Source organism: Aeromonas sp. 19NY04SH05-1 (assembly GCF_040581895.1).
Classification (GTDB): Bacteria; Pseudomonadota; Gammaproteobacteria; order Enterobacterales; family Aeromonadaceae; genus Aeromonas; species Aeromonas enteropelogenes.
In genome coordinates this window covers 3726299-3753298 of record NZ_CP095328.1, presented here as the reverse complement: position 1 = coordinate 3753298, position 27000 = coordinate 3726299, and the positions used below count along the sequence as shown (strand labels likewise).

The 27000-nt window shown below is 60.2% G+C and carries 23 protein-coding genes; 11 read left to right on the top strand and 12 right to left on the bottom strand.

What is annotated here, in order from left to right; genetic code table 11:
- Window positions 1–6: 6 nt before the first annotated feature.
- The 5 genes from MRK42_RS17175 to MRK42_RS17155 all read right to left on the bottom strand — a co-directional run bounded on the left by MRK42_RS17175 (window position 7) and on the right by MRK42_RS17155 (window position 5487).
- Window positions 7–453, bottom strand: a complete 447-nt coding sequence (locus tag MRK42_RS17175; RefSeq protein ID WP_216993785.1) for a GNAT family N-acetyltransferase — start codon at window positions 451–453, stop codon at window positions 7–9.
- A 155-nt stretch (window positions 454–608) separates the two neighbouring features.
- On the bottom strand, window positions 609–1964 hold the full coding sequence (locus tag MRK42_RS17170) for an NCS2 family permease (protein ID WP_216993786.1): 1356 nt from the start codon (window positions 1962–1964) through the stop codon (window positions 609–611).
- A 265-nt stretch (window positions 1965–2229) separates the two neighbouring features.
- Window positions 2230–2565 (bottom strand): hypothetical protein, encoded by a 336-nt coding sequence (locus tag MRK42_RS17165; protein ID WP_026456972.1) that lies wholly within the window; start codon window positions 2563–2565, stop codon window positions 2230–2232.
- 93 nt (window positions 2566–2658) lie between these two features.
- A complete protein-coding gene (ettA, locus tag MRK42_RS17160) occupies window positions 2659–4326 on the bottom strand; it encodes an energy-dependent translational throttle protein EttA (protein WP_354688362.1) in 1668 nt (555 codons plus the stop codon).
- A 312-nt stretch (window positions 4327–4638) separates the two neighbouring features.
- Window positions 4639–5487, bottom strand: coding sequence for a lytic transglycosylase domain-containing protein (locus tag MRK42_RS17155; RefSeq protein ID WP_042028164.1), 849 nt, complete (start codon window positions 5485–5487; stop codon window positions 4639–4641).
- Window positions 5488–5843: 356 nt separating this feature from the next.
- Between MRK42_RS17155 and MRK42_RS17150 the strand changes: the two genes are divergently transcribed.
- The 3 genes from MRK42_RS17150 to MRK42_RS17140 are packed head-to-tail and all read left to right on the top strand — an operon-like array spanning window position 5844 to window position 8642.
- On the top strand, window positions 5844–6584 hold the full coding sequence (locus tag MRK42_RS17150) for a glycosyltransferase family 2 protein (RefSeq protein WP_354688361.1): 741 nt from the start codon (window positions 5844–5846) through the stop codon (window positions 6582–6584).
- Window positions 6584–6946 (top strand): lipid-A-disaccharide synthase N-terminal domain-containing protein, encoded by a 363-nt coding sequence (locus MRK42_RS17145; RefSeq protein WP_042028163.1) that lies wholly within the window; start codon window positions 6584–6586, stop codon window positions 6944–6946. The genes MRK42_RS17150 and MRK42_RS17145 overlap by 1 nt, the downstream gene beginning before the upstream one ends.
- Window positions 6936–8642 carry a glycosyltransferase family 39 protein gene (locus MRK42_RS17140; protein WP_354688360.1) on the top strand — a complete coding sequence of 569 codons (1707 nt, stop codon included), beginning with the start codon at window positions 6936–6938 and terminating at the stop codon, window positions 8640–8642. Before MRK42_RS17145 ends, MRK42_RS17140 begins: the two co-directional genes overlap by 11 nt.
- 58 nt (window positions 8643–8700) lie before the next feature.
- Here MRK42_RS17140 and MRK42_RS17135 read toward each other — a convergent pair whose 3' ends face one another.
- Together MRK42_RS17135 and MRK42_RS17130 are read right to left on the bottom strand one after the other, a co-directional pair.
- Window positions 8701–9699, bottom strand: coding sequence for an NAD-dependent epimerase (locus MRK42_RS17135; protein WP_354688359.1), 999 nt, complete (start codon window positions 9697–9699; stop codon window positions 8701–8703).
- The gene (locus tag MRK42_RS17130) at window positions 9696–11057 is read right to left on the bottom strand and encodes a UDP-glucose/GDP-mannose dehydrogenase family protein (RefSeq protein ID WP_354688358.1); all 1362 of its coding nucleotides are present in this window, start codon (window positions 11055–11057) and stop codon (window positions 9696–9698) included. Before MRK42_RS17130 ends, MRK42_RS17135 begins: the two co-directional genes overlap by 4 nt.
- 312 nt (window positions 11058–11369) lie before the next feature.
- Here MRK42_RS17130 and MRK42_RS17125 point away from each other — a divergent pair, with 312 nt between their 5' ends.
- Complete coding sequence (locus MRK42_RS17125; protein ID WP_026456648.1) at window positions 11370–11981, top strand: YitT family protein; 612 nt, start codon at window positions 11370–11372, stop codon at window positions 11979–11981.
- 69 nt (window positions 11982–12050) lie between these two features.
- Here MRK42_RS17125 and MRK42_RS17120 read toward each other — a convergent pair whose 3' ends face one another.
- The 5 genes from MRK42_RS17120 to MRK42_RS17100 all read right to left on the bottom strand — a co-directional run bounded on the left by MRK42_RS17120 (window position 12051) and on the right by MRK42_RS17100 (window position 18110).
- The gene (locus MRK42_RS17120; protein ID WP_354688357.1) at window positions 12051–13052 is read right to left on the bottom strand and encodes a dipeptide ABC transporter ATP-binding protein; all 1002 of its coding nucleotides are present in this window, start codon (window positions 13050–13052) and stop codon (window positions 12051–12053) included.
- Window positions 13049–14107, bottom strand: coding sequence for an ABC transporter ATP-binding protein (locus MRK42_RS17115; RefSeq protein ID WP_354688356.1), 1059 nt, complete (start codon window positions 14105–14107; stop codon window positions 13049–13051). The genes MRK42_RS17120 and MRK42_RS17115 overlap by 4 nt, the downstream gene beginning before the upstream one ends.
- A gap of 25 nt (window positions 14108–14132) precedes the next feature.
- The gene (locus MRK42_RS17110; RefSeq protein ID WP_354688355.1) at window positions 14133–15950 is read right to left on the bottom strand and encodes an extracellular solute-binding protein; all 1818 of its coding nucleotides are present in this window, start codon (window positions 15948–15950) and stop codon (window positions 14133–14135) included.
- A 94-nt stretch (window positions 15951–16044) separates the two neighbouring features.
- Complete coding sequence (locus tag MRK42_RS17105) at window positions 16045–17088, bottom strand: ABC transporter permease subunit (protein WP_354688354.1); 1044 nt, start codon at window positions 17086–17088, stop codon at window positions 16045–16047.
- Window positions 17085–18110 (bottom strand): ABC transporter permease subunit, encoded by a 1026-nt coding sequence (locus MRK42_RS17100; protein ID WP_047438175.1) that lies wholly within the window; start codon window positions 18108–18110, stop codon window positions 17085–17087. The genes MRK42_RS17105 and MRK42_RS17100 overlap by 4 nt, the downstream gene beginning before the upstream one ends.
- A 739-nt stretch (window positions 18111–18849) precedes the next feature.
- Here MRK42_RS17100 and MRK42_RS17095 point away from each other — a divergent pair.
- The 7 genes from MRK42_RS17095 (at window position 18850) to MRK42_RS17065 (ending at window position 26572) form a co-directional block, all read left to right on the top strand.
- Window positions 18850–21411: a TonB-dependent receptor gene (locus MRK42_RS17095; RefSeq protein WP_354688353.1), complete on the top strand. Its 2562-nt coding sequence runs from the start codon at window positions 18850–18852 to the stop codon at window positions 21409–21411.
- Between the two features lie 108 nt (window positions 21412–21519).
- Window positions 21520–22284, top strand: coding sequence for a DUF3450 domain-containing protein (locus tag MRK42_RS17090; protein WP_042073330.1), 765 nt, complete (start codon window positions 21520–21522; stop codon window positions 22282–22284).
- Window positions 22281–23654, top strand: a complete 1374-nt coding sequence (locus MRK42_RS17085) for a MotA/TolQ/ExbB proton channel family protein (protein ID WP_223378929.1) — start codon at window positions 22281–22283, stop codon at window positions 23652–23654. Before MRK42_RS17090 ends, MRK42_RS17085 begins: the two co-directional genes overlap by 4 nt.
- Before the next feature lie 10 nt (window positions 23655–23664).
- Window positions 23665–24192: a MotA/TolQ/ExbB proton channel family protein gene (locus MRK42_RS17080; RefSeq protein WP_201979949.1), complete on the top strand. Its 528-nt coding sequence runs from the start codon at window positions 23665–23667 to the stop codon at window positions 24190–24192.
- A 67-nt stretch (window positions 24193–24259) separates the two neighbouring features.
- Window positions 24260–24667, top strand: coding sequence for a biopolymer transporter ExbD (locus MRK42_RS17075; RefSeq protein WP_026457093.1), 408 nt, complete (start codon window positions 24260–24262; stop codon window positions 24665–24667).
- A gap of 16 nt (window positions 24668–24683) precedes the next feature.
- The gene (locus MRK42_RS17070) at window positions 24684–25319 is read left to right on the top strand and encodes an energy transducer TonB (RefSeq protein ID WP_268855191.1); all 636 of its coding nucleotides are present in this window, start codon (window positions 24684–24686) and stop codon (window positions 25317–25319) included.
- Window positions 25320–25330: 11 nt separating this feature from the next.
- Window positions 25331–26572, top strand: coding sequence for a tetratricopeptide repeat protein (locus MRK42_RS17065; RefSeq protein WP_354688352.1), 1242 nt, complete (start codon window positions 25331–25333; stop codon window positions 26570–26572).
- Window positions 26573–27000 lie beyond the last annotated feature (428 nt).

Here is a 27000-nt window from a genome sequence, read left to right as displayed (position 1 = left end):
CGAGATTCAGGTACGCAGGTAGATCTCGGGGTCGTAGATCTCCATCAGGCTGGCTGGTGCACTGGCGGGCACGAAGCCAAAACTGCCATAGAGGCCGTGGGCATCCCGGGTCGACAGGCTCAGACGCCGCAGCCCCTGCAGCTCGGGGTGGGCGAGGACGGCCGCTACCAGCGCCTTGCTGTAGCCCTGACCGCGATGCTCGGGCAGCACGAACACATCGGAGAGATAGCCGAAGGTGGCCTTGTCGGTGATGACCCGGGCGAAGGCCACCTGCTGGCCGCCGAGGTAGCCACCAAAACAGAGGGAGTGATTGATGGCGCGCAGCACAGTGGTCAGCGGAATGCCGGGGCTCCAGTAAGCCTCTTCTGACAAAAAACGGTGGATCAAGGGGACGTCGAGGCGTCCCTTGTCGTCGCTGACTTCGAAGGTGGATCGGGGGGATGAGTGATGCATCCTGGCTCCTTGCTGGATGGTGAGCATGTTCCGTATGGAGCAACCATGTTAACAACTTTGCGCCGACGGCACAGCGTCTCCATGAGTGGCTGTGCGGTGGTAATAAAAATGGGCTCCCTGTCGGGAGCCCATTTGGTTAACCGGTTCGGTCGTTATCAGTGGCTGTCGACCCAGACGAACTTGAGCACAAACAGCAGGGCGACCACCAGCACGCAGGGGTTGATCTCGCGCCAGCGGCCGGTGCCCGCCTTCATCACGCAGTAGGAGATAAAGCCCACGGCGATCCCTTCGGTGATGGAGAAACTGAACGGCATCATGACGGCGGTCATGAAGGCCGGGACCGCTTCGGTCAGGTCTTCCCACTTCACCCGGGTCAGCTCGGAGCACATCAGCACGCCCACATAGATAAGGGCACCGGCGGCGGCATAAGCCGGCACCATGGCGGCGATGGGGGAGAAGAAGATAGCCAGCAGGAACAGGATGCCGGCTACGATGGCGGTCAGGCCGGTACGGCCACCGACCGCGACGCCGGAGCTGCTCTCGATATACGCCGTTACGGAGGAGGTGCCCATAAAGGCGCCGCCGACCGAGCTCACGCTATCGACCATCAGAGCCTGCTTCATACGCGGGAAGTGACCCTTGTCATCGGCCAGCTTGGCGCGGTTGGTGACACCAATCAGGGTGCCGGAGGAGTCAAATAGGTTGACGAGCATGAAAGAGAAGATGACGCCAGCCAGACCGATATCCAGTGAGCCCATCAGATCGAGCTGGCCGAACACGGGATCAATGCTGGGGGGCATGGCGATGAAACCCTTGAAGGTCACGTCGCCAAACAGCCAACCCAGGGTGGTGGTGACCACGATGGCGATCAGCACGGCGGAGTGCACGCCGCGGGCGGAGAAGATGCAGATGAGGAAGAAACCCAGCAGCCCCAGCAGGCAGGGCAGGGAGGTGAGGTTGCCCACAGTCACCATGGTGGCGGGGCTGGCGACCACGATCCCTGCGTTGTGCAGGCCGAGCAGGGCGATCAGAAGGCCGATACCGGCGGTGATGCCGACCCGCAGGGTGAGCGGAATGTTGGCAATAAGCCAGTAGCGCACCCGCAGCAGGGTGAGGATCAATAGACCCATGGCGCCCCAGAAGATGGTACCCATACCGACCTGCCAGGAGTAACCCATGCCGGCTACTACCACGAAGGCGAAGAAGGCGTTGAGTCCCATGGCGGGAGCCAGGGCGATGGGCAGGTTGGCCAGCAGGCCCATCAGGATGCTGCCGATACCGGCGATAAGGCAGGTGGTAACGAACACCGCCTGGGTGTCCATGCCGGCCGCGGAGAGGATCTGCGGGTTGACGAACACGATATAGACCATGGTCAGGAAGGTGGTGATCCCGGCGATGACCTCGGTGCGGGCTGTGGTGCCATGGCCTTGCAGGGCAAACAGGCGCTCAAGCAATCCTTGCCCGGCGATCTGATTGGTCGCCTGCCCTGTGGCGTTGTGTGGTTGGTTCATGTGAATTCCAATAGGTGACGTGAAATAAGCAGCAAGGGAGCCGGTGGACCCATTCATGCGGGGTAAATGCCCCCAGCAGATGGTGGCTAAATGACCAGACTCGACTTGATACCGTGACAGCGCGCACATTTTTACACAGGCGGGGGCGTTTACAAACCCCGGATCTGCGAGGCGGATCAATGAATAGAGTAAAAATTCAAACGTTTGCTATTTGAGCAATAAAAAAGGTCCTCGATAGAGAACCTTTCTTTGTCAAAACCGAGGTTCAGAGAGTCTTGAAGTAGCGTTCCACCAGTTGAGCAAGCACGGAGTCGAGCCGCTCCTGCACTTCCCCCAGCTCCCGATCGAAACGGCGCAGAAACAGGCTGGCCTGCTCCTCGCTCAGCTTGCGACCGGCGATGAAGAACTCCTGTTCTGGCAACTGCTTGTCATAACGGGGAAGCAGTACCCAGCTCACCAGTTCGGGCTCTACGGCCTCGAAGATCTTGGCGGCGGCGGCACAGAAGGTTTCGATGTGCGCCTTGCCATCCGGCCCGAGGCAGCCGGGTTCGACCCGGATCTGAATGGTGAGCTTCTTCTCTGTGGTGGGCTGGGTCGTCATTTCGCAAAATCCATGCAAGGTCGTTCGTTCTGGATTGTAAGCCATAAGGCACAAGAAAGGGGAGCCGAGGCTCCCCTTGTCGCATTTGCCGGTTTACTTGGCGATACGCTTGTATTTCGCACGGTGCGGCTGGATGGCCTCGGCGCCGTAGGTCTTCTTCTTCCACTCTTCGTATTCGGTGAAGTTGCCCTCGAAGAATTCGATCTTGCCCTCGTCCTGGTAGTCCAGGATGTGGGTGGCGATCCGGTCGAGGAACCAGCGGTCGTGGGAGATGACCATGGCACAACCCGGGAACTCCAGCAGGGCGTTCTCGAGGGCGCGCAGGGTTTCGATGTCCAGATCGTTGGTCGGTTCATCGAGCAGCAGCACGTTGCCGCCGGTCTGCAACAGCTTGGCCAGGTGCAGACGACCGCGTTCACCACCGGAGAGCTCGCCGACGCGCTTCTGCTGATCGGCGCCCTTGAAGTTGAAGCGGCCGATGTAGGCGCGGCTCGGGAACTCGTAGCTACCGATGCGCAGGATATCCTGACCGTCGGCGACCTCTTCGAACACCGTCTTCTTGTCATCCATGCTGTCACGGAACTGATCGACCGAGGCCAGTACCACGGTATCGCCCAGGGTGATGGAGCCGGAATCCGGCTGCTCCTGGCCCGACATCATGCGGAACAGGGTCGACTTGCCGGCCCCGTTTGGACCGATGATGCCGACGATGGCCCCCTTGGGAATGGCAAACGACAGATCGTCGATCAGTACCCGATCACCGTAGGATTTGCGCAGGTTGGCCACTTCCACCACCTTGTCGCCGAGGCGCGGTCCGGGCGGAATGAACAGCTCGTTGGTCTCGTTGCGCTTCTGGTAGTCGTTGGTGTTGAGCTCCTCGAAGCGAGCCATACGGGCCTTGGATTTGGCCTGGCGACCCTTCGGATTTTGGCGAACCCACTCCAGTTCCTTCTCGATGGACTTGCGACGGGCCGCTTCGGCGCTGGCTTCCTGGGCCAGACGGGCATCTTTCTGCTCCAGCCAGGAGGAGTAGTTGCCTTCCCACGGAATACCCTCGCCGCGGTCCAGCTCCAGGATCCAGCCAGCCACGTTGTCGAGGAAGTAACGGTCGTGAGTGATGGCGACGACGGTACCCTCGTAGTCGTGCAGGAAGCGCTCCAGCCAGGCCACGGACTCGGCGTCCAGGTGGTTGGTCGGTTCGTCCAGCAGCAGCATGTCCGGCTTTTCCAGCAGCAGGCGGCACAGGGCCACGCGGCGGCGCTCACCACCGGAGAGGTGCTTGATCTGGGCATCCCATGCCGGCAGACGCAGGGCATCGGCCGCACGCTCCAGCTGGTTTTCCAGGTTGTGGCCGCCCTGGGCCTGGATGATGGCTTCCAGTTCGCCCTGCTCGCGGGCCAGCTTGTCAAAATCCGCGTCCGGATCGGCGTAGGCCGCATAGACCTCGTCGAGGCGGGCCATGGCGCGTTTCACTTCGCCGACGGCCTCTTCCACCGCTTCGCGCACGGTCTGCTCCGGCTCCAGCTTCGGTTCCTGGGGCAGGTAGCCGATCTTGATGCCGGGCTGCGGGCGGGCTTCCCCTTCGATCTCGGTATCCAGCCCGGCCATGATGCGCAGCAGGGTGGATTTACCGGCGCCATTTAGACCCAAGACGCCGATCTTGGCGCCCGGGAAGAAACTCAGGGAGATGTTCTTGAGGATATGACGCTTGGGCGGCACTACCTTGCCGACCCGGTTCATGGTGTAAATAAATTGAGCCATTGGCTAATTCTCTTCTTTTTCAGCGAGTTAATGTTTTTCATCAACAGGCTGAGGTCGTGGTGGGGCCAGGTCGGCACAGGCCAACCGGGTTCCAAAAAACCCGTCGATTGTAAACCAACGAACAAGGGGGGGCAAAGCGAGCGGCCGGTTGCTCATCCTCCGTCAAGAAGGGGTGGGCGAGATGAGATAGAGGGGAGGGGCGAATGGGGCTGTGACCGGCAAAATCCTCGGAAAATTCGTCTTAATTTTTCCTTAAGTTAGTGACGATAGGGTGGGACTGGGCTGGTTTTTTGATGTGTTGCCAACCCCTTGTCAGCGTAGGGATGGCTTGGTTTCAGCCGTTTGCTTGTGCCCTGAATAGTAGAGCACCCGCTGCACGTAATCCTGGGTCTCCTGATAGGGGGGGATGCCGCCGTAGCGGGCCACCGCCTTCTCGCCGGCATTGTAGGCCGCACTGATCCTGATCCAGTCCGGGCCAAACTGTTTCTCCAGCCATTTCAGGTACACCATGGCACCGCGGATGTTTTGTTCCGCATCGAACGGGCGGGTGACACCGAAACGCTGCTGGGTCGCGGGGATGAGTTGCATGACCCCTTGCGCCTGTTTGGGCGAGACGGCAAAGCGGTCGAGGTTGGATTCGGCGATGGCGATGGCCAAGGCTAGCTTGGGATCGACCTGATGGCGCTCGGCGGCCTGGCGGACCATGTTGGCCAGTTTCTGCTTGCTCGCAGATTGTCGGGCCAGATATTTGTCCTGATCGAAGGGGGTGGCGGGCTGTACCCAGGGAACACCGGCAGGGCCGCTGCCCACACCGCAGTTGCCCAGGGGGGCATTGCCTACACGAGTGTTGTAATAACGAGCGGCTTGCTGGTTGCCAAGGCGCATGGCCATGGCGAGATAGGCGTTGGCTTGCCGGGCACTGCGGATACCTTGTGGCCCGCGGGCCAGCAGGCGGCCGATGCGAAAATAGGCCTCCGGATTGCCCAGTCTGGCGGCATTGCAATAGTAGGCAATGGCTTGTCTCGGGTTGCTGCGCTCGATGGCTGCGCCCTGGCGGATGGCACTCATCGCCTTGGGCGCCTGGCGAAATGATTCGGCTTGGGCCGATGCCGTGATCAACAAGAGCAGGAGACTCCACCCCCAGGTGCCGAATCTCTGCATGACGAGTTCCTCATATTCTTCGTATTCGGAAGATATAGGTTCTACACAGGAAGGTTGCCAGCCAGATGATGGAATATGTGGTTATGTGTTCGCCCGTTAGAGATGAAAACGGTATGGAACTTTATGTCAGGAAGCCAACCCCCTTCCTGCCGACATGAGCAGACACAGAGAGTTTGTCCCCGGGGTATGACGGATGGTTTTGTCTACGTTAGTTGATGCATGAATCAATTCTTGGATGATAGACTGGCTTCACATTAACGTAACATACTGTATTTATTTAGGATAATTACCATCCCCATTTTTTCATGATGCGATCAAGCGGACTGATTGCGTCTCTCTATAGTCGGGAAGCTCATATGGGTTATTCAATCGATATATCAGTCGTCGTGCCAGCCAAAGATGAACGGGACAATCTGGCTCCCCTTATCGGCGAAATCGATGCCGCGCTTGGCGGGAAGTACGATTACGAATTGGTCTACGTGGATGACGGGAGTGAAGACGACAGCTACGCCATCCTGTGCGAGTTGAAGACGCGTTTTCCCCGGTTGCGGGTGGTGCGTCACGAGCGGGCCGTCGGCCAGAGCATGGCGGTGCTCAGTGGCGTGCGTCATGGCCGTGGCGAGTGGCTGGTGGTGCTCGATGGGGATGGCCAGAATGATCCCGCCGACATTCCCGCCATGCTGGAAGAGGCCAAGCGCCGTTTTGCAGCAGACCGGAAGGAGGTGGGGCTCATCGGCCATCGCGTCAATCGCCGTGATGACTGGGTGAAGCGGATCTCTTCCAAACTGGCCAACGGCTTTCGCGACCTCTTGCTGCGCGACGGTATCCCGGATACCGGCTGTGGACTCAAGGTGGTGCGGCGCGACTGGTATCTGCGTCTACCCGGCTTCAACCATATGCACCGCTATATTCCGGCCCTGATCCAGGCGCAGGGCGGTCGCATGTCCCCCTGGCCGGTCAATCACAGGCCCAGACAGGCGGGGGTCTCCAAATACGGAGTCTGGAATCGCCTCTGGGTCGGGCTGGTGGACGTGGTCGGCGTCTGGTGGCTGCAGCGGCGCTCCAAGGTCGTCGAGGTAAGGGAGATGCTCGATTGATGGACGCCCTGCTCTCGCTTCCCCTGCACTGGCTCGACTGGACCGGCCTGCATGTGACCGGCTGGAAGCTCATCGGCTACACGGGGGCGCTCATGTTCGGGGGGCGCTGGCTGGTGCAATTCATTGCCTCCAGGCGGGCCGGTCGGCCTGTGATCCCCCGCCTGTTCTGGTACATGAGTGTGCTCGGCAGCCTGATGACGCTGAGCTACTTCCTCTTCTCCCCCAAGCAGGACTCCGTCGGCGTACTGCAAAATCTCTTCCCCACCTTTACCGCCCTCTACAGCCTCTATCTGGATATTCAGCATCGCGGCTGGAAGCGGGACAAACTCATCCATGACAGCGAGATCCGCCATGGTAAATGATCGAACCCTGCTCAATCAGAGCTCCCTTGGCTGGCTGCTGCTGATAGCCCTGGTCGTGCTTGGCACAGGACTCGGGCTGCGCGATCCCTGGCCGGCCGACGAACCCCGCTTCGCCCTGGTGGCCAAGGAGATGGTGGAGAGCGGCCAGTGGCTGTTCCCGATGCGCGGCGGCGAGATTTATCCGGACAAGCCTCCCATGTTCATGTGGGGGATCGCCATCGCCTATCTGCTGACCGGTTCCATCAAGGTGGCCTTTCTGCTGCCCTCATTGCTGGCGGGTCTGCTGACCCTGGTGCTGATATGGGATCTGGGCCGCCGACTGTGGACGCCCCAGGTCGGTTTTCTGGCCGGCTTGCTGCTGCTCTTTACCGTCCAGTTCACCCTGCAGGCCAAGACGGCCCAGATCGATGCGCTGGTCACCTTCTTCATCACCCTGGGCCTCTACAGCTTCATTCGTTTCCTGTTGTGTAACGGGGGCTGGCGATGGTACTGGCTCGGCTGGTTTGCCGCCGGCCTTGGCATCATCACCAAGGGGGTGGGTCTGTTGGCACTGCTGGTGCTGATCCCGGCGATCTGGACCCATTGGGATAAAATTCGCACGGCATCCCGCAGTGACTGGCTCAAGGGACTGGCGGGGCCGCTGTGCATGTTGCTGGCCATCGGCCTGTGGCTGGTGCCCATGCTGATTGCCGTGGCCCAGAGCGGCGACCCCATACTGCAGGCGTATCGGGACAACATACTGCTGCGCCAGACGGTGACCCGCTATGCCAACTCCTGGCATCACGTCAAACCCTTCTGGTACTACCTCACCTCGGTGATCCCGCCGTTCTGGCTGCCGCTCACCCTGCTGCTGCCCTGGCTGGTGGTGGAGTGGCGCAGAGCCATCCAGGGGGGGGACAAACGCATCATATTGCTGCTCGGTTACTTGGTGCTGGTGGTGATCTTCTTCTCGGTTTCGCCCGGCAAGCGCGGCGTCTATGTGACGCCTGGCACGCCGGCTTTGGCACTGTTGAGCGCCCCCTTCATCGCCGCCCTGCTGGCCAGGCGCTGGCCAGGCCGCCTGCTGTCAGGGCTTGGCTGGTTGCTGGGCATCGTCTGCCTCGGTGGGGCGGTTGCGCTGGAGTTCAGTGCCAAGCTGGCCAGCCGGGTGAGCGAACTGGGGCCGGCCCCCTGGCTCCCCCTGCTGGTGATGGGGGTCGTGTTGTTGCTCGTCAACGCCTTGCTGCGCCGGGCACCGCTTACCGCCATTCTGGCCACCCTTGCCTGTGGCTGGCTCATCTACTCCACCTGGATCTGTACGCGCCTCAACGACATGCGCACGCCGCAAACCGTGATGGCGCTGGCAGCGGAGCGGGTACCGGCGGGCAACGAGTTGCTGCTGACCGGTTTCAAGGAGCAGCACCTGCTGTTTACCCGCCAGCCGCTGCGACACTACAGCTACCAGATGCCGGATGATGCGCAGGCCCGCGAGGCGGCGGCCTGGGTGGCTGCCGCGCCAGGACGCTGGGTGCTGGGGGCGGCCGATCTGCTGGAGCGCTGTTTTGACCCCGCGCGCATGGAGAATCTCGGCAATCGTCACCGCACTGACTGGCTGCTGACCAATGCCGAGGCCATCAAGCCCGCCTGTCAGGGGCTCAGGCCAGAGATAGAACCATTTAGCTATGTACCAGGCCCCAAGGAGGGGAACCTGAACTAAACAAGAGGGGCTGCCATTGGCAGCCCCTTTTTCGTTGTCAGGCCAAACAGCGGCTTGCTCAGACCCCGTAGTACTCTTTGTACCACTCGACGAAACGGGTGACCCCTTGCGTCAGCCCCACTTTCGGCCGGTAGCCGGTCGCTTCGAACAGCGCCTCGGTATCGGCCCAGGTGGCGAGTACATCCCCGGGCTGCATGGGGCAGAGGTTGCGGATGGCCTGCTTGCCGAGGGCCGTTTCGATGGCCTCCACGAAGTCGACCAGACGCACCGGGCTGCCGTTGCCGATGTTGAACAGCCTATAGGGGGCCGAGCTCGACTCTGTCTGCCCATGCCAGGCGGGGTTCGCCACCGGTGGGCGATCCGCGATGCGTATTACCCCCTCGACGATGTCGTCGATATAGGTGAAGTCCCGGCTGAGCTGGCCCTGGTTGTAGATGTCGATGGGTTCATCGTTCAGGATGGCGCGCACGAACTTGAACGGGGCCATGTCGGGGCGCCCCCAGGGGCCGTAAACGGTGAAGAAACGCAGCCCTGTGGTCGGTAAACCGTAGAGGTGGGAGTAGGAGTGGGCCATCAGCTCATTGGCCTTCTTGCTCGCCGCATAGAGGGAGACGGGGTGATCCACCCCGTCCGAGGTCTTGAACGGCATCTGCTCGTTGAGGCCGTAAACCGAGCTGGAGGAGGCATAGACCAGGTGCCCGACCCCATGATGGCGGCACCCCTCGAGGATGGTGAGGGTCCCGTTGAGATTGCTGTCGGCATAGGCGAAGGGGTTGTCCAGCGAGTAACGTACTCCGGCCTGGGCCCCCAGATGGATCACCCGATCGAACTGCTCCCGGGCAAACAGGGCCGCAATGGCTTGCCTGTCCGCGAGATCGCCGCGCTCGAAGCGAAAACCGGGCAGCGGCAGGAGCTGCGCCAGCCGCGCCTCTTTCAGGCTCACCTCGTAGTAGTCATTGAGATTGTCGAGGCCGACGACCTGATGCCCTTCGTGACAGAGCCTTTGCGCCACATGAAAACCGATAAAGCCGGCGGCGCCGGTGACCAGGTACTTCATTGTGCTTTCTCCAGCGCGTGCGTTTTTTCCAGGCTGTCGCCACGGCCAATGGCGTAATAGGTGAAGCCACGCTGGTGCAGGCGGGCCGGATCATAGAGGTTGCGGCCATCGAGGATGACGGGTTGTTTCAGTGTGCGCTTGATAAGCTCGAAATCGGGGGCACGGAACTGCTGCCATTCGGTGCAGATGAGCAGGGCATCGGCGCCCTTGAGAGCCGCCTCCTGGGTGCCGCACAGGGTCAGATCGTCGCGCAGGCCGTAGAGGTGTTGGGCCTCTTTCATCGCCTCGGGGTCAAACGCCTGCACCTTGCCGCCGGCGGCCCAGATGGCCTCCATCAACACCCGGCTCGGCGCTTCGCGCATGTCATCGGTATTGGGTTTGAAGGCCAGCCCCCACAGGGCGAAAGTGTGCCCCGTCAGGTCGTGGCCGAAGTGCTTAAGCAGGCGCTCGATGAGTTTGTGTTTCTGCCTGTCATTGACCTTCTCCACCGAGCGCAGCAGGGGCACGTCGCAGCCACTTTCGCTGGCGGTATGGATCAGCGCTTTCACATCCTTGGGGAAGCAGGATCCGCCGTAGCCGCAACCGGGGTAGATGAAGTGGTAGCCGATGCGCGGGTCGGCGCCGATCCCCTTGCGCACCTCCTCGATGTCGGCACCGAGGCGCTCCGCCAGCCCGGCCATCTCGTTCATGAAGGAGATCTTGGTGGCCAGCATGGCGTTGGCGGCGTACTTGGTGAGCTCGGCGCTGCGGGCATCCATCTGGATGATGCGATCATGGTTGCGGTTGAAGGGGGCGTAGAGCTCCTCCAGCAGGGACATGGCGTGATCCGAGTCGGTGCCTATGATGATGCGATCCGGACGCAGGCAGTCGGCCACCGCCGCCCCCTCCTTGAGAAACTCGGGGTTGGAGACCACCTCGATGGGCAGAGCAACACCCCGCTCCTTGAGGATGCCGTCGATATGCTGGCGCACCCTGGCGGCCGTGCCGACCGGCACCGTGCTTTTGTTGATCACCACCTTGCCCGCCTGCATCAGACGGCCTATGGTGCCGGCCACCGCCAGCACGTGCTGAAGATCGGCAGAACCATCTTCGTCAGGCGGGGTGCCGACCGCGATGAAGATGAGCTCGGCAAAGGCCACCCCTTCGGCCACGTCCGTGGTGAAGTGCAGGCGGCCAGCCTGATGGTTGGCCTGCACCATGGGCGCCAGTCCGGGTTCGAAGATGGGGATGATCCCCTCCTTGAGACGTGCGACCTTGCTGTCGTCCACATCCACACAGGTGACCTGATGGCCCATCTCGGCGAGCACGGCGGCCTGAACCAGTCCCACATAACCAATCCCGAATACGACGACTCTCATCTGCGCTTTGCTCCTCGATGCAGGCAGTGACAAGCCATCCATTCTAGAGGGATCCGTTTTTTTGGGCAGTGAGTTTAGTCGGTTTTTTCAGGCTCGATTCAGTTTGGACTTACCACTGCTTTGTCTTGTTTTGGTGCAAGGATTGTAACGCTGTGCTGACGAACACCATTTTGGTGCGTTTAGGCCGCGTCTTGTGATCCGGGTCACTGAAGCCGGACACTGTCGCCCATAACGAAGCCTTGCCAACAAGGCTCGCAGCCGGTCAGCCGGCGACAGACACTCTTTACATTACTTCGCTTGGATACACAGGTTATGGACAACACCTCGATTCGCAACGCGCATCCCGTCTATGAGGATGTGCTGGCTCTGCTGACCGCGGCGGGCTTCGTCTCCCTCGGCATCTTTCTGTTCCATCAGGTTGGCCTGCTCACCGGCGGTACCGCCGGGCTGGCGCTGCTGCTGCAACAGGTGACCGGCGTCAGCTTCGGTCTGCTGTTCTTCTGCATCAACCTCCCTTTCTACGCCCTGGCATGGCTGCGTATGGGGCCGCGTTTTACCCTCAACACCTTCGCCTCGGTGGCGGCGGTCTCCTTCATGACCGATCACCTCAACGGCGTGCTGCAGATCGGCAAGATAGAGCCCCTCTATGCGGCGCTCATCGGTGGTACCCTGATCGGCATGGGGCTGCTCATCATGTTTCGCCACAAGTCGAGCCTGGGCGGCTTCAACATACTGGCGCTGTTTGTTCAGGATCGCTTCGGCATCCGGGCCGGCAAGCTACAGATGGGGCTGGATTGCGCCATCGTCGTGACCTCCTTCTTCGTGGTGCAACCCTGGATCCTGGCGCTCTCCATCGTCGCGGCCGTTATCTGTAATCTTGTGTTGACACTCAACCACAAGCCGGGGCGCTACCAGATCGCCTGATTGGGGATGGCATCAGTCATGAAACGAGGCGGCCACAGGGCCGCCTCGTTCGTTTCTGCCTTGCCAGCGTCAGCTGGCCTGATCCAGCGAGGGATCGCCGCTGGCGGAGAGTGGCGTGTGGCAGGCCACCTGGTGGGCGCTGTCACCGCACAATGCCAGTTTCGGCGCCGTGCTCCTGCACAGCTCGCTGGCATAAGGGCAGCGCTGGTGGAAGTGGCAGCCGCTCGGGGGCGAGATGGGCGAGGGCACGTCGCCGGTCAGCAGGATGCGCTGGCTGCGCCGACGGGGATCCGGCACCGGAATGGCCGAGATGAGCGCCCGGGTATAGGGGTGGCGCGGCGCCAGATAGAGTGACTGCGCCTCCGCCAGTTCGACGATCCTGCCCAGATACATGACGGCGACCCGATCCGAGATGTGTTTCACCACCGACAGGTCGTGGGCGATGAAGATGATGGCGAGGTTCATCTCCTGCTGCAAAGTGAGCAGCAGGTTGACGATTTGGGACTGCACCGACACATCGAGGGCCGACACCGCCTCGTCACACACCAGCAGCTTGGGCTTGAGCGCGATGGCTCGGGCGATGCCGATGCGCTGGCGCTGGCCGCCGGAAAATTCGTGGGGGTAGCGATCCATTGCGCTGCCTGGCAAACCGACTTTCTCCAGCAGCTCCAGCACCCACTCGCGGCGCTCGGTGGTGTTGCCCTTGCCGTGGATGATGAAGGGCTCTTCCAGGATTTGGCCCACCGTGTGGCGGCTGTTGAGGGATTCTGCGGGGTCCTGAAACACCATCTGCATCTCCTGGCGCAGGGATCGCATCTCCCTGGGGGAGAGGTGAGTGATATCCCGCCCTTCGAAGGTGATGGTGCCGGCGCTCGGCTCGAACAGCTTGAGCAGGGTGCGTCCCAGGGTGGACTTGCCACAGCCGGACTCGCCCACCAGCCCCAGCGTCTCCCCCTGCTTGAGATCGAAGCTGATGCCGTCCACCGCGTAGACGTGGTACTTCTTGCGCAACAAGCCGCCGCCCAGCTGGAAGTGCTGCTTCACGTCGCGCACCGATAAAAGCGTCTTCATACGGCTAGCTCCCTCCAGTGGTGGCAGGCCACCCCGTGCCGCTCGGCGAGCTGCTCGGTGGCCGGAATGGCCCTCACGCAGATCTCGGTGGCGTGGGGGCAGCGATTGGAGAAACGACAGCCGGCCGGCATCTCGTCAAGGGCGGGCACCTGACCCCTGATGGTTTTGAGCAGGCTCTTGGGGGCATCTTCGAGACGGGGGATCGAGGCCATCAGGCCATGAGTATAGGGGTGGCGTGGCTGGTCAAACAGCTCGAACACGTCCGCCTGTTCCACCGCCCGGCCCGCATACATCACCACCACCTCGTCGCACAGCTCCGCTACCACCCCGAGATCGTGGGTGATGAAGATGATGGCCATGCCGGTCTGGGCCTGCAACTCCTTCATCAGCTCCAGGATCTGGGCCTGGATGGTGACATCGAGCGCCGTGGTCGGTTCATCGCAGATAAGCAGGGAAGGCTCGCAGGCCAGCGCCATGGCGATCATCACCCGCTGACGCATGCCACCGGAGAGATTGTGGGGGTAGACGGCAAAACGCTGGGCGGGCTCCGGGATCCCCACCTTCTGCAACATGGCGATGGCGGCCTCCTTGCGCTGGGCCTTGCGGTAGTCAGGGCGATGGAGGTGAAACACCTCCATCAGCTGATCCCCGACCGTCTGCACCGGGTTGAGCGCTGTCATCGGCTCCTGGAAGATCATCGAGATGCGGTTGCCGCGCACCTTGTACATCTGATCCGGCGCCAGCGTGAGCAGCTCCTCCCCCTGAAAGCGGATGGAGCCCGCCACCACCTGGCCGTGGGGCTTGGGCAGCAGACCCATGATGGCGAGCGAGGTGACGCTCTTGCCGCAGCCGGACTCGCCGACGATCCCCAGGGTTTGGCCCGAAGCGACCTGGAAGCTGACCCCGTCGAGCACCTTTATCTTGCCGTCGTCGACGGCGAACTCCACCTCGAGGTCACGCACCTCAAGAATCGGGGTCTTGTTCTGGCCGTTCTCAACGGTACCCTCTACCCCATTATCCCGGACGTCAAGAATGGAGGCCTGTGTGTTGGGCATGACTGCTACTCCCTTCTCTGCGGCATCAATGACGTGCATAGGTCTTGTCGGTCTGCGTAATGGGGGTCAGCGCCTCCCCTGCCTCCCTGGCTTTCTGGGTCTCTTCCTTCACCTTGGGATCGAGCCAGAGCAGGCCGCCACTGCTGTGGGGATAGCCATCCATGGGCCAGTAGAGCAGATCCGGCGTGTTCCGGGTGGCCGGCACCTCGGGCAGCATCACATAACGCCAGCTGCTGGCCCGCACATAGTTGAGCTGCACTCCGGGCACGAAGATGGCGAGATCATAGATGCGCTGCTGGATCTGTTGTGAGAGCTTGGCCCGTTTGGCCATGTCGAATTCGACGTTATAGGCGTCGATAAGGTTATCCAGCTCCTTGTCGGCCACGTTGAACAGGTTGTTGGTCTGCGGCTTGTTGGCGTTGGCCGAGTGGAATGACTCCCAGTATTGCGGATAGAGACCCCCGCCAGCCCAGCCCATCCAGGCCGCCTCGTGTTTCTTCTCCAGCATCACCTTGAAGCCGGTGGCACCATCCACCAGGTTGAGCTCCAGATCCAGGCCCGCCTTCTTGGCCTCTTCTTTGAGCACGGTCAGCCGCTTGGAGTGCTCCTGACTGGTGTAGGTGACGGCCAGGGTCAGCCGCTCCCCCTTGTCGTTTTGCAGGATGCCGTCCGGCCCCGGCTTGCTATAGCCCCCCTTGGCGAAGTAGTCGCGTGCCTTGGCGATGTCATAGGTCCGCTCCGGCAGCGTCATGTTGGTAAATTCGCCAAAGCCCGAGCCGAAGGTGGTGGCCCGGTCGTAGTCGCCCCGCAGCACGGTTTCGATCATCTTGTCGATGTTGAAGGCGTGCTGGATGCCGAGCCGCACATTGATGTCGGCCAGCTTGGGATGGGCGACATTGAGGTGAACTCCCTGTCCGCCCTGCTTGGTGTCGGTCATGGCCATCACCTTCTGCACGTACCCCTTCTTGTACTCCGGGGTGACGGCCTTCTCGTGCCACCAGTTCGGCAGGATCATCTCGAAGGTGTCTATCTCCCCTTTCAGGAAGTGGCGAAAGGCGATATTGCGATCGCGGATCACCTGCACCTTGATGGTGTCGAGGTTGAATCTGTGCTGGTTGTAGCGATCACTCTTTGCCCACCACTCTTTCTGCTTGCTGAAGGTGATGGATTTACCCTTCTTCACGTCGCTCATCACATAGGGACCGGTGGTCGGCACTACGGCCCAGTTGTACTGCTTCACCCAATTGGGGCCGAGCTTGTAGTAGTGCTTGGGCTGGGGCCACAGCTCTGTGGTGTTGAGGAGATCCAGTCTGGCCTTGCGGCTGCCCGCCTTCACCAGGATGGTGTGGTCGTCGATCTTCTCCACCGCCACCACCTCGGTGGTGTAGTAGTTGTTGAACCAGGGGCCCTTGATGTCCTTGGAGCGCATCATCTCGTAGCCGAAGGTGTAGTCATCGGCGGTGACGGGCTTGCCGTCGGACCACTTGGCGCGCGGATCCAGCTTGAAGTAGACGGTCTGGCTGTCCGGCGCGATGGCCCAGGCGCTTGCGAGGGACGGGATGGGGTTGCCGGTATTGGGGTGGAAGCTGATGAGCCTCAGCTGGTTGTCCAGGATGAAGGAGCGAAACGCGCCGTTGGAGTCGGGCCCGACGGTGCGAAACGTCAGCGGAAAGCTGTCCACGAACATGGTGATGCTGCCTCCGGGCAGCGCTTTGGGGGAGGCGAACACGGGGTCGGTGTCGTTGGTTTCCCACTTGAGATCCGCAGGCAGGCTGGCCGCCCAGCCCCAGGATCCGTTCACCAGCAGAAAAAGTGCGCCTATCCATTTGATTTTATTGTTCATGTTTGACTTCCTGGTCATTCCCCACTGCGGGGGCTTGATTGATAACGGGTTAATCCATGTGACCCGTGGCCGCCCGCTGTGGCGGCTCGTCCTGTCACTGATAACGGGTAAATTTGCGCGGATCGAACGCCTCGCGAATGGCCTCGCCGATAAAGGAGACCATAATCAGCACCAGGCTCACCGCCGCCACCACGGAACTTACGATCCAGATGGCGTCCAGGTTGTTGATGCCCTGGGAGAGCAGCTCGCCCCAGCTCGGGGTCGGTGGTGCCAGGCCAAAGCCCAGATAGTCCAGCGCCGTCAGGGTGGAGATATTGCCCACCACGGCAAAGGGCGCCAGGGTGACGATCATCATCAGGGTATTGGGCAGGATGTGATGGAAGATGATCCGCCCCGTGCTCGCCCCCTGGGCCCGCGCCGCCATCACATAGTCCCGCGCCCGCTCCTTGTAGGTGAGGGTGCGCATGTACCAGGTGATGCCCATCCAGCCGAACAGCACGTTGATGGCGACAAACAGGCCGAAGTTCGGCTTGGCCAGGGAGACCAGGATCATGATGACGTAGAGAAACGGCACCTGGGACCAGATCTCGATGAAGCGCTGCAGCACCAGGTCAAACCGTCCGCCGAGAAAGCCCATCATGCAGCCGAGGGTGACCCCGAGGGTGTAGCTCGCCACCAGGGCGATGAAGGCAAAGCCGATGGCGATGCGAAAGCCGTAGACCAGCCGTGCCAGCACGTCGCGGCCGCTGGTGTCGGTGCCGAGGAAGTGGCGCTCGGCCGTGCTCGGGGCATAGGGCGGGTAGCTATCCTCCTTGAAGTCCTGTTCGTAAGGATTCCAGGGCACCAGCGGCAGCAGCACCCAGTCCTCTTTTCCTTCCTGCACGAACTTGGTCTGCAACTGGCGGTAGTTGGTCTCGTACTCGTAATCGAGCCCGAAGTGCTGACCCGGGATCACGTCGCCATAGGTGGGGAAGTAAAGCTGGCCCTGATAGCTCACCATCAGCGCCCGGCTGTTGACCAGCAGCTCCGCCAGCAGGGAGAGCACCACCAGGGTGGTGAAGATGATAAAGGAGTAGTAGCCGCGTTTTATCGATTTGAAACGCTTGAGTTTTTTTAAGGTGACAGGGTTCATGCTCACTCTCCAAACCGCACGCGGGGATCGACAAGGGCGACACAGATGTCGGAGACAATGTTGCCCACCAGCATCAGCATGGAGGTGATGGCCAGAATACCCATGACGGTAGGGTAATCCCGCTCGACGATCGCCTCGTAACCGAGCAGGCCGATGCCGTCGATGTTGAAGATGGTCTCGATGAGGAAGGAGCCCCCGAAAAAGACGGTGAGCACTGACCCTAAGTGACTGGCGATGGGGATCAGGCTGTTGCGCATGGCGTGATCGGTGACCGCCTTGCGAAACGGTAGCCCCTTGGCCACAGCGGTGCGCACGTAATCCGCCGACAGGTTCTCCATCAGGCTGTTCTTCATGGTCATGGTGAGGATGGCGAAATCCCCGATGGCGTAGGCGATGAGCGGCAGCAGGGCGTGGGCGAAGACGGTGCGGATCTGATCCCAGCTGCTCTCCATGTATTCAAAATCGTCCCCCGGGAAGCCCCCCATGGGCAGCCACTCAAGATGGAAGGCGAAGACGGTGATGAGGAAGATCCCCACCACGTAGGCAGGTAGCGCATAAGCCATGTAGATGAGCATGGAGCTTAACGAATCGAAGCGGCTGTTGTGCCTGAGCGCCTTGGCCACCCCGAGCGGGATGGAGACGGCGTAGCTCAGCAAGAAGGTCGCCAGTCCGAAGAAGGCGGTGACCGGTAGCCGCTCCTTGATGAGATCCCACACCGGCTCGTAGTAACGGGTCGACTCCCCCAGATCCAGCACCACCAGCTTCTGCAGCCACTCCCAATAGGCAACCAGCATGGGCTTGTCGAGCCCGTAGAACGCCTTGAGTTCCTCGATCTGTTCGTCAGAGAGCGCCTGGGCCCCCTTGCTGCCACTGGAGCGACCGCTTTCGTTCTGCGACACCTGTGCCTGCAGCAACATGCGTTCGACCGGGCCGCCCGGCACGAAACGGGTGATGGTGAAGACGAGCAGGGTGATACCGAGGAACGTCGGGATGATCAAAAGCATCCGGCGTAGAAAGTACGACAGCATGATGGAACCTCGTCCTTGTTGTTCTTTTTTGTGGCTAGTCACATCCGGTGGCCAGCCTGTCCTTCCTGGCATTACGCGCTGGATCGCCTGACAAATAGCAGACAATCCGCTCGGCCACTGTAAAAGCTCTGAAACAAAAATCAAGTACAAGGAAATGCAAAACCGGGACAAATGAGATGCAGAGACAAAAACGGGCGGGAAACGGCACTTTTTATCTGGAAATATAAAATCGACATAAAACGCTGCGTCTCAATATTTTTTGAAATTTTATAAACAGTCGTTTCAATATATGTGGCTTGATTTTATCTTTTTGATTTTTAATGTTTTTATATTTTAATGCGTTACTTTGTAAACGATACCAGCAATATTGTTATATCTCTGATACCAGCCAGGATGGCCGTTTGGCAACCTGTCTTGTGATGGAGTTTAATCCTGATTAATTCGATAGTTTCAAAACAAAATATATAGCGACAGCATGTTGTTCAATAAGTTCATGAAACTTCAATTTGACGTCAAATACTCAATTTAACAAAATATTTACATTGTTGTTTTAACTAATCCCAGAATGATTCACTAAAAAAATCCCGTTTAAATAAGATACCTGTCTTATTGCTGGGTTTTCTTTCGGGCCTCCCACCTCCATTGACGTCACCTGTCAAAGATTGATAAGCCTTACGCACTGCTCCAAAGAGGGCGGTATCAGGAAGCAAACAATAAACAACCAGGAAGGATATAAGCGATGCTTAGGAAGAGCAGGATCTCTGCTGCGATTGCGTTCGCCTTGGCGAGCCTTGCAGCGGCCCCGTCCGTATCTGCCGAAGAGGGGCAGAACGTTGAAAAACTGCAGAAAATCAAAGTCACTGGCTCCCGTATTTCCCGTGTCGATGTCGAAGGTGCCACCCCGGTTGTCTCCGTCAGCAAGGCCCAGATCGAACAGTCCGGTCAGCAGACCGTGGCGGATTATCTGAAGCAGGCCTCTTACAACTCCTTTGGTGGATACTCTCCCTCGTCCGGTGACTCCTATCAGTCCCAGGGCACTGTCGGTCTGCGTGGCCTGGGTTCTACCCGTACTCTGGTGTTGCTCAATGGCAAGCGGATCGCCGGTTCACCGACCATGGGCGGTACTTCCATCAACCTCAACACCATTCCCATGGCGGCCGTCGAGCGGGTTGAAGTGAACCTGGACGGCGGCTCGGCGCTCTATGGTTCCGATGCCATCGGTGGCGTCATCAACGTGATCCTCAAAGAGGGTTTCGACGGCCTGATGTTCCAGGGGCGTTTCGGCTCACCGACCGAAGAGGGTGGTGATGAACAGAGTGGCTCCATCGTCAGCGGCATCACGGGGGAGAAAGGCTCCCTGATGATGGTCTACGAGCACGATGTGAAGGACGTGATCTACTACCGTGATCGTGACTATCTGGCATTGCAGGGCGCCTCGGCCCCCAGCCTGTATGGCCGCAATATCAAGGGCGTAGATGCAGCGACCGGCAAGACGGTCACCCGTACCCTGGACGGGATCGATTGTGAAAGCACTGGTGCCGGTTTTGTGACCAAGGGCACGGCCTGTCGCTTCGACTTTGCCCAGGTTGCCGCCAAGACGGCGTCCCGTACCCGTGACACCGTCTATGTGAACGGTCGTTACCATATCAACGACAACGTGGACTTCGTTCCCCAGATGATTGGCTCCCGTGTCACCAGCTTTGGTCGTTTTGCGCCGGCTGCGGGCGTCTTCTCGGTCAACGGCGGCACTACTGGCGGCGATGCCGTGCTGGCAGACAATGGTTTCAACACCGGTGTGGGTGAAAAAGCCACCGTTTACTACCGCTTCAACAACGTGGGTCCCCGTGACAATGACGTGACCGACCTGACCGGCTCCATGAACCTGGGCTTCGAAGGCGTACTGCCGACCGAAGCTGTAGGGGATGTGGAGTGGAACGCCGGTTACATGTACTCCAAGACCGACAACAAGAGCTCGGGTAGCGGTTACGTGCTGGAGCCTGCGGTCCAGACCCAGGTCAACAGCGGCAATTTCGTCAATGGCAGCTTCTCTAACAGCGCGACCAACGATCTCTCCTACGACACCAGCCGCACCTCCAAGATGGATTTCTTCCAGTGGTACGGTGGTCTGGGCTGGGAGATGGGCGAGCTGCCCGCAGGTCCCGTCAGCTGGTATCTGGGGGCCGAGTATAACGACTGGGTCTACTCCGATACCTATGACAGCCAGTCCGAGGCGGGCAACGTCCTGGGCTCCTCCGGCAACTCGGGTTCCGGGGTGCGCGATGTGTTTGCCACCTATATCGAAACCCTGATCCCCATCACCGAGCAGATCGAGCTGAACCTGGCCGGTCGCTATGACAAGTACAGCGACTTTGGCAGCGCCTTCTCGCCCAAGGCCAGCCTGCGCTATCAGCCGCTCGACAACCTGATGTTCAGAACCTCCTGGTCCCAGTCTTTCCGGGCGCCCGGGCTGGATGATCTGTATGCGGCAGACTCTTTCTCCGCTGACTTTGCCAAGGACTATGTTGGCTGCCAGGCCAATAATGTCGCCAACTGCCCCGAGTCGCAGTACGACACCACCCGCCAGGCCAACAAGCAGCTGAAAGAAGAGACGGCCGACACCTTTACCATTGGTGCCGCCTACAGCCCGCTGGACAACCTGAACCTCTCGCTGGATTACTACTACATCAAGATTGATGACGTGATCCAGCTGGCCACCACTCAGACCCAGTTCTATCAGGAGCTCAACACCGGCAGCAACCCGAACGTCGTTCGCGATGCCAATGGCGATGTCGAGATGGTCTATGCCGGCATGGTCAACCTGGGTCAGCTCAAGACCAGCGGTCTCGACTTCAAGGCGGACTACAAGTACGACTTCAACGTCTTCACCATGCGTTATGACTTCGGCGGGACTTACATCCTGAAGTACGAAGAGGGTCTGTTCGCCGGTGGTCCCATGATCGACAAGAAGGGGTGGAATGAGCGGCCCGAGCTGCGCTTCAACTCCGGGATCGGTGCCACCTTCCCGCAGTGGTGGAATCTTGATGCCTACCTGAGCGCCAACTACATCGACTCCCAGAGCCAGGATTATGTCGACGGTCAGGAAGAGGGCCACATCGCTTCCAACACCGTCTGGAACCTGAACGTGGCGGTCGATACCAGCTGGAACGCCAAGATCCAGGCCGGTGTGAAGAACATGTTCAACCGCGAACCTTCCCTGTCGAGTGACGGCTTCACCTACACCGAAGACCTCTACAGCATCGATGGTCGCATCTACTACATCGACTACACCCAGAAGTTCTAATCAACCCCGTTGATACAACATCTCAGCCGGTCCGGTCGGGCCGGCTGTGCCCAACGTCCAAGGAAGTTAGGGAGATAGGGTAATCCTATGAAGACAAGGACCATTACAATGAAGAAAGCGCTCCTTGGCAGCCTGGTATCGGCCGCCTTGTTGACCAGCTTCAATCTGAGTGCCGCCACCGCCGGACAGGCCGTGGACGCTCAAGCCGCCACCGACAACGCATCCAAAGTTTCCCAGCAGAAGATCGACAACTACGCCGAGTCCGCCGAGTCCGCACTGGCCCAGTACAAGGCGGCCCTGCGCCAGGTCGACAGCCTGCGCACCTATAACGAGCAGGTCGCCAAGATGGTCGAGTCCCAGAGCAGCGAGCTGGCCTCGATGCAAAAGCAGATCGCCCAGATCGACCAGACCAGCACCGAAGTGGTGCCCCTGATGCTCAAGATGATCGACTCCCTCGAACAGTTCGTCTCCCTGGATCTGCCGTTCCAGAAGGTCGAGCGTGAAGACAGGGTCGCCGCCCTGACCGACCTGATGAACCGGGCCGACGTCACCATCTCAGAGAAGTACCGCAAGATCCTGGAGGCCTACCAGATCGAGGAGAGCTTCAGCCGCACCATCGAGGCCTACAAGGCGAGCCTGGACAAGGATGGTAGCGAGAAGACCTACGAGTTCCTGCGCGTCGGTCGCATCGCCCTCCTTTATCAGTCTCCGGATGGCCAGGAAACCGGCATGTGGAACAAGCAGACCCGTCAATGGGAAGAATTGCCCCAGGAGTATCGCAGTGCAATTGAACATGGCTTGCGTATTGCCAAGAAGCAGGCGCCTCCTGCGCTGATCAAGCTGCCGGTTCACACTGCGGAGAAAGCATCATGAAAGGAATCAAACTTGCCATCGCCTCCCTGATTGCGGGAGCAACCCTGATCACATTGCCGGTGACTGCCGTCGAAAAACCGGTGGATCTCAATGCGCTGCTGAACCAGGTGAAAGCCTCCAGCCTGAGCGAATCCCAGCTCAACAAGGAGCGGGAAGCCCGCTTCCTGGCTGACAAGAACGAGCAGGCCGCCCTGCTGGCCAAGGCCAAGGCGGAGCTGGCAGCCGAGACCGCCAAGGGCGAACAGCTAAAGGCGACCTTTGATGCCAATGACAAGCAGCTGACCGAACTGACCGAGACCTTGCGCCAGCGCTCCGGCAACATGGGCGAGATGTTCGGCGTACTGCGCCAGTTCGCCGGCGAGTTCAAGGGGATCTTCAACGCTTCCGCCCGCCGGGTGGAACATCCGGAGCAGGCGGTACTGTTGACCCGTCTGGCCGAGAGCAAGGAGCTTCCCTCCAGCGATGATCTGGAAGCCTTCTGGACCACCACCCTTGGCCGCATGGTCGATGGCGGCAAGGTGAGCCAGATCCCGGCGACCGTGGTTTACGGCGAGGGCAATCAGGCCGAGAAGACGGTCACTCAGATCGGCGAGTTCAACACTGTCTCCGAAGGCAAGTACCTGACCTTCGTACCGGAAACCGGCAAGTTCGAGCAACTCTCCCGCCAACCGGAGAAGAGCGTGCTGGCACCGCTCGCCGAGTTTGAAGCGGGTGGTGACGGGGTCAAGCCTGTCTTTATCGACCCGTCCCGTGGCGTGATCCTCTCCCTGCTGGTGCAGTCGCCGACCCTGAAGGAGCGCATCGATCAGGGTGGCACTGTGGGGTATGTGATCCTCGCACTCGGGGTCATCGGGACCTTGTTGGCCATCTTCTGTGGCATCCGCCTGTCGCTGATCGGCTCTTCCATGCGCAAGCAGCTGAAATCCGATCAGGTGATCAAGGGCAACCCCATCGGTGACATGCTGGGGGCCTATCAGGCGCACCGTGGTGACAACATCGAGGATTTGGAGTCCAAGCTCGACGAGATCATCCTGCGCAACGTACCCAAGTTCGAGAAGGGCATCAGCATCATCAAGCTGATCGCCTCAGTCGCTCCGCTGCTGGGTCTGCTGGGTACCGTGGTCGGGATGATCGCCACCTTCCAGGCCATCACCTTGTTCGGTACCGGCGATCCCAAGCTGATGGCCGGCGGTATTTCCGAAGCCCTGGTGACCACCATGCAGGGTCTGGTCGTGGCCGTGCCCATGCTGTTCCTCTACACCCTGGTGCAGACCCAGAGCCGTCGCCTGATCCAGGTGCTGGAAGAGCAGAGTGCCGGTTTCGTCGCCCGTTATCAGGAGCGTCTGCACTCTGCCAAGGCAGCAGCCTAAGGAGTCATCCATGTGGTTCTGGTTGATTGAAGAAGTCGAGTCGGTCCGCCGGTTTCTGGGATTGGGGGGCGACGTGCTGGTCGCCCTGTTCTTCCTGACCCTGATGATGTGGGCCCTGTTGCTGGAGCGCTGGTTCTACTTCATCGCCGTCTACCCCCAGCAGGTGAAGCAGACCAAGGCGGCCTGGCTGGCCCGCAGCGATCACCTCTCCTGGTCTGCCAGGCAGATCCGGCGCGAGCTAGTTTCAAGGGTGGCCATGGCGGTGGACAAGGGGATGCCGATCATCAAGGTGCTGATCGCCCTCTGTCCGCTGATGGGGCTGCTCGGCACCGTGGTCGGCATGGTCCAGGTGTTCGACACCCTGGCCGTGACCGGTACCGGTTCGCCGCGCGCCATGGCCTCGGGGATCTCCAAGGCGACGGTGCCGACCATGGCGGGCATGGTTGCCGCCCTTTCCGGTCTGTTTTTTGTAAACCAGCTCGATCACAAGGCCAAGCTGGCGGTCGAGAAGCTGGAAGACAACCTGAAACACGGTTGATGCAGGATGCACGCCTCCGGTCAGGCCGGACCTGTCGGAGGCTCAGAACAAGCAAGGAGTTTTTGCCATGAGAAAACGTCACAGCGACAGCGGTGCTGACGAGGCGGCCATCGATCTGACCCCCATGCTGGACATAGTGTTCATCATGCTGATCTTCTTCATCGTGACCACCTCGTTCGTTAAGGAGTCCGGTGTCGAGATCAACCGTCCCAGCGCCAACACGGCCGAGACGGTGAAGAAGGGCAACATCATGGTTGCGGTACGGGAAAATGGCCAGGTTTGGGTCGACAAGCGGGTGGTGGAAGTCGGTGCTGTGCGCGCCAACATCGAGCGGCTGCGGGCGGAAAACCCGGAGAGTGCCGTGGTGATCCAGGCCGACAGCGAATCCCGTTCCGGTCTGGTGGTGCAGGTCATGGATCAGATCCGCATGGCCGGTGTCCAGAACATCTCCATCGCTGCCGACAAGAGCAGCTGATGCCGGAGAGAGACCTATGAGATACCTGATATCGTTGGCGGTCTCCTGTGTGGTGGTGTTCTTTCTGTTTTTGGGAATGAACAAGCTGATCACACCGGATCACCGGGAGTTGACGGAGAAGGATGACGTCACCATGACCGACTTCATCCGCATCAAGCCCGATGAGACCCTGCAAGAGAAACAGAGGGAGCTGCCCAAACCGCCGCCCCCGAAGCGTCCGCCCCCCCCGCCTGAAATGGAGGTGGCAAGCACGGACAGACCGAAGATGGACAGCGCGCCCATGGACATGCCCAAGCTCGACATCCCGGTCAACATCGGCGGTGGCAATGCCCTCGGTGCCTACAGCACGGGCGGCGGTGGCGGCGGGATCGGTGGCAACAACGGTGCCATTCCCCTGGCAACGTTCGAACCCATGATGCCCCGCAAGGCTGCGCTGGCCGGGCTCGCTTCCGGTAAGGTGCTGGTGGAGTTTACCGTGACTGAGCGCGGTACCGTCAGCAACGTGCGGATCGTGAAGGAAGAGCCGCGCAGCTATGACCTGGGCAAGGAGGCGCGCAAGACCATTGCCAAGTGGACGTTCAAACCGGCCATGGTGGATGGCAAGCCGCAGGCTTCCCGGATGCAGCAAGAAATCGAGTTCGCGGTCAACTAAGGAAGGTGGCGATGAACAAGTTACACAAGATGATCCTCGCCCCGGTCGCCATGGCGGTGCTGCTCAGCACCGCCAGCTGGGCCGCCGAGCAGCCGACCCTGTCGGATCGAGCCTATCGTGCGGTCAACAAGGCGCAGGAGCTGATCACCGAGAAACGCTATGGCGATGCCAATGCCAAGTTGCAGGAGGCCTTGTCCGGTGCCGGTGAGCGGGTCTACGACAAGGGGGTCATTCTGCAGACCCTGGGCTTCGTGGCCGCGCAGCAGGAGAAGTATGGCCAGGCGACCAAATATTTCGCCGATGCCATCGCCACCGGCGGCCTGCCGCCCGTGGTGGCCCAGCAGGTGCGCTACAACCTGGCCCAGCTTTATATGGCTGAGGGCAACTTTCAGGGTTCGGTAAAGACCATGAAGGAGTGGTTTGCCAACCAGGGCAAGGATGACAAGCCAAACGCCCACGCCTACATCACCCTGGCCAACGCCCATGTGCAGCTCAAGCAGTACCGGGAGGCGATCCCCGCAGTGGATCAGGCGATCAGGCTATCGGCGGGCAAGGCACCGGAGTCCTGGTACCTGCTCAAGATGGGGGCCCACTATGAGCTCAAGCAGTACAAGCCAGCCACCGAGGTGCTGACTACCCTGGTCAACATGTTCCCGGAGAAGAAGAAGTACTGGACCCAGCTGTCGGCCATGCACATGCAGGCGGGCAATGATGGCAAGGCGCTGGCGGCGCTGGAGTCGGCCTACAACCTCGGCATGCTGACCGAGGCAACCGAGCTGCAGCGGCTGGCCAATTACCTGGCCTTCGTCGGCATTCCCCATCGCGCCGCCCGGGTGATGGAGAAGGGGATGAAGGAGGGGGCGATTGAGGCGAGTGCCGGCAACTACAAGACGCTGGCCAACTACTGGCATCAAGCCAAGGAGCTGGATCCGGCCATCGATACGCTGGCCAAGAGCTACCGGTTGGCCCCTAGCGCCGACCTGCAGTTGAAGATGGCGCGCATGATGATCCAGAGCAAGCGCTATCAGGACTTGGTAGCACTGGCTGCCAAACCTGCGGCGAATGCCAGTGGCGAGCAGCGTGCCGATCTGAAGTTCTTGAGCGGGATTGCCTATTTCGAGCAGCAAAAGCCGAAAGAGGCGCTCAATGCCTTCACCCAGGCAGCCCAGAATGGCAATGTCAGCGGCCGCGCCTCACCCTGGATAACTTTTCTCAAGGAGCAGACCGGCGCCACGGACGCCACGGTGCAGTAGTGAGCGTGACACAGCAATACCAATGACAACCCAACCCGTAGTCCCTTTTATGGTTGCCTGGTGGCTCCATTAACCGCTCCTCGGAGCGGTTTTTTTATGGTCGCTGGTTGCTGGCCCGGGACTGGTTGGGTATATGGCATGCAACCCTTTGGTCGATGAGGATGGGTTGCGGCAACGGGAGCGTGTAACACTGGGAGGGACAATTCAGGCTGTTCATCTTTTGCTCATGATGGCGTGGGCACTCTGGCAGGGGAGAGGATCTCCTCCGATGGCGGTCTGTCGGCTGATTTTGATGGTAAAAGCGTTACGCCGAAGTTGAAATTTTGGCCGACACAGGAAAGAATGCGCGCTCGGTTATTGGCCTGTGGTGCAGGTTGACCCGCCACCGGCAGACCGAGGATGACAGGGCCGTCGGCCCATTGGTACAG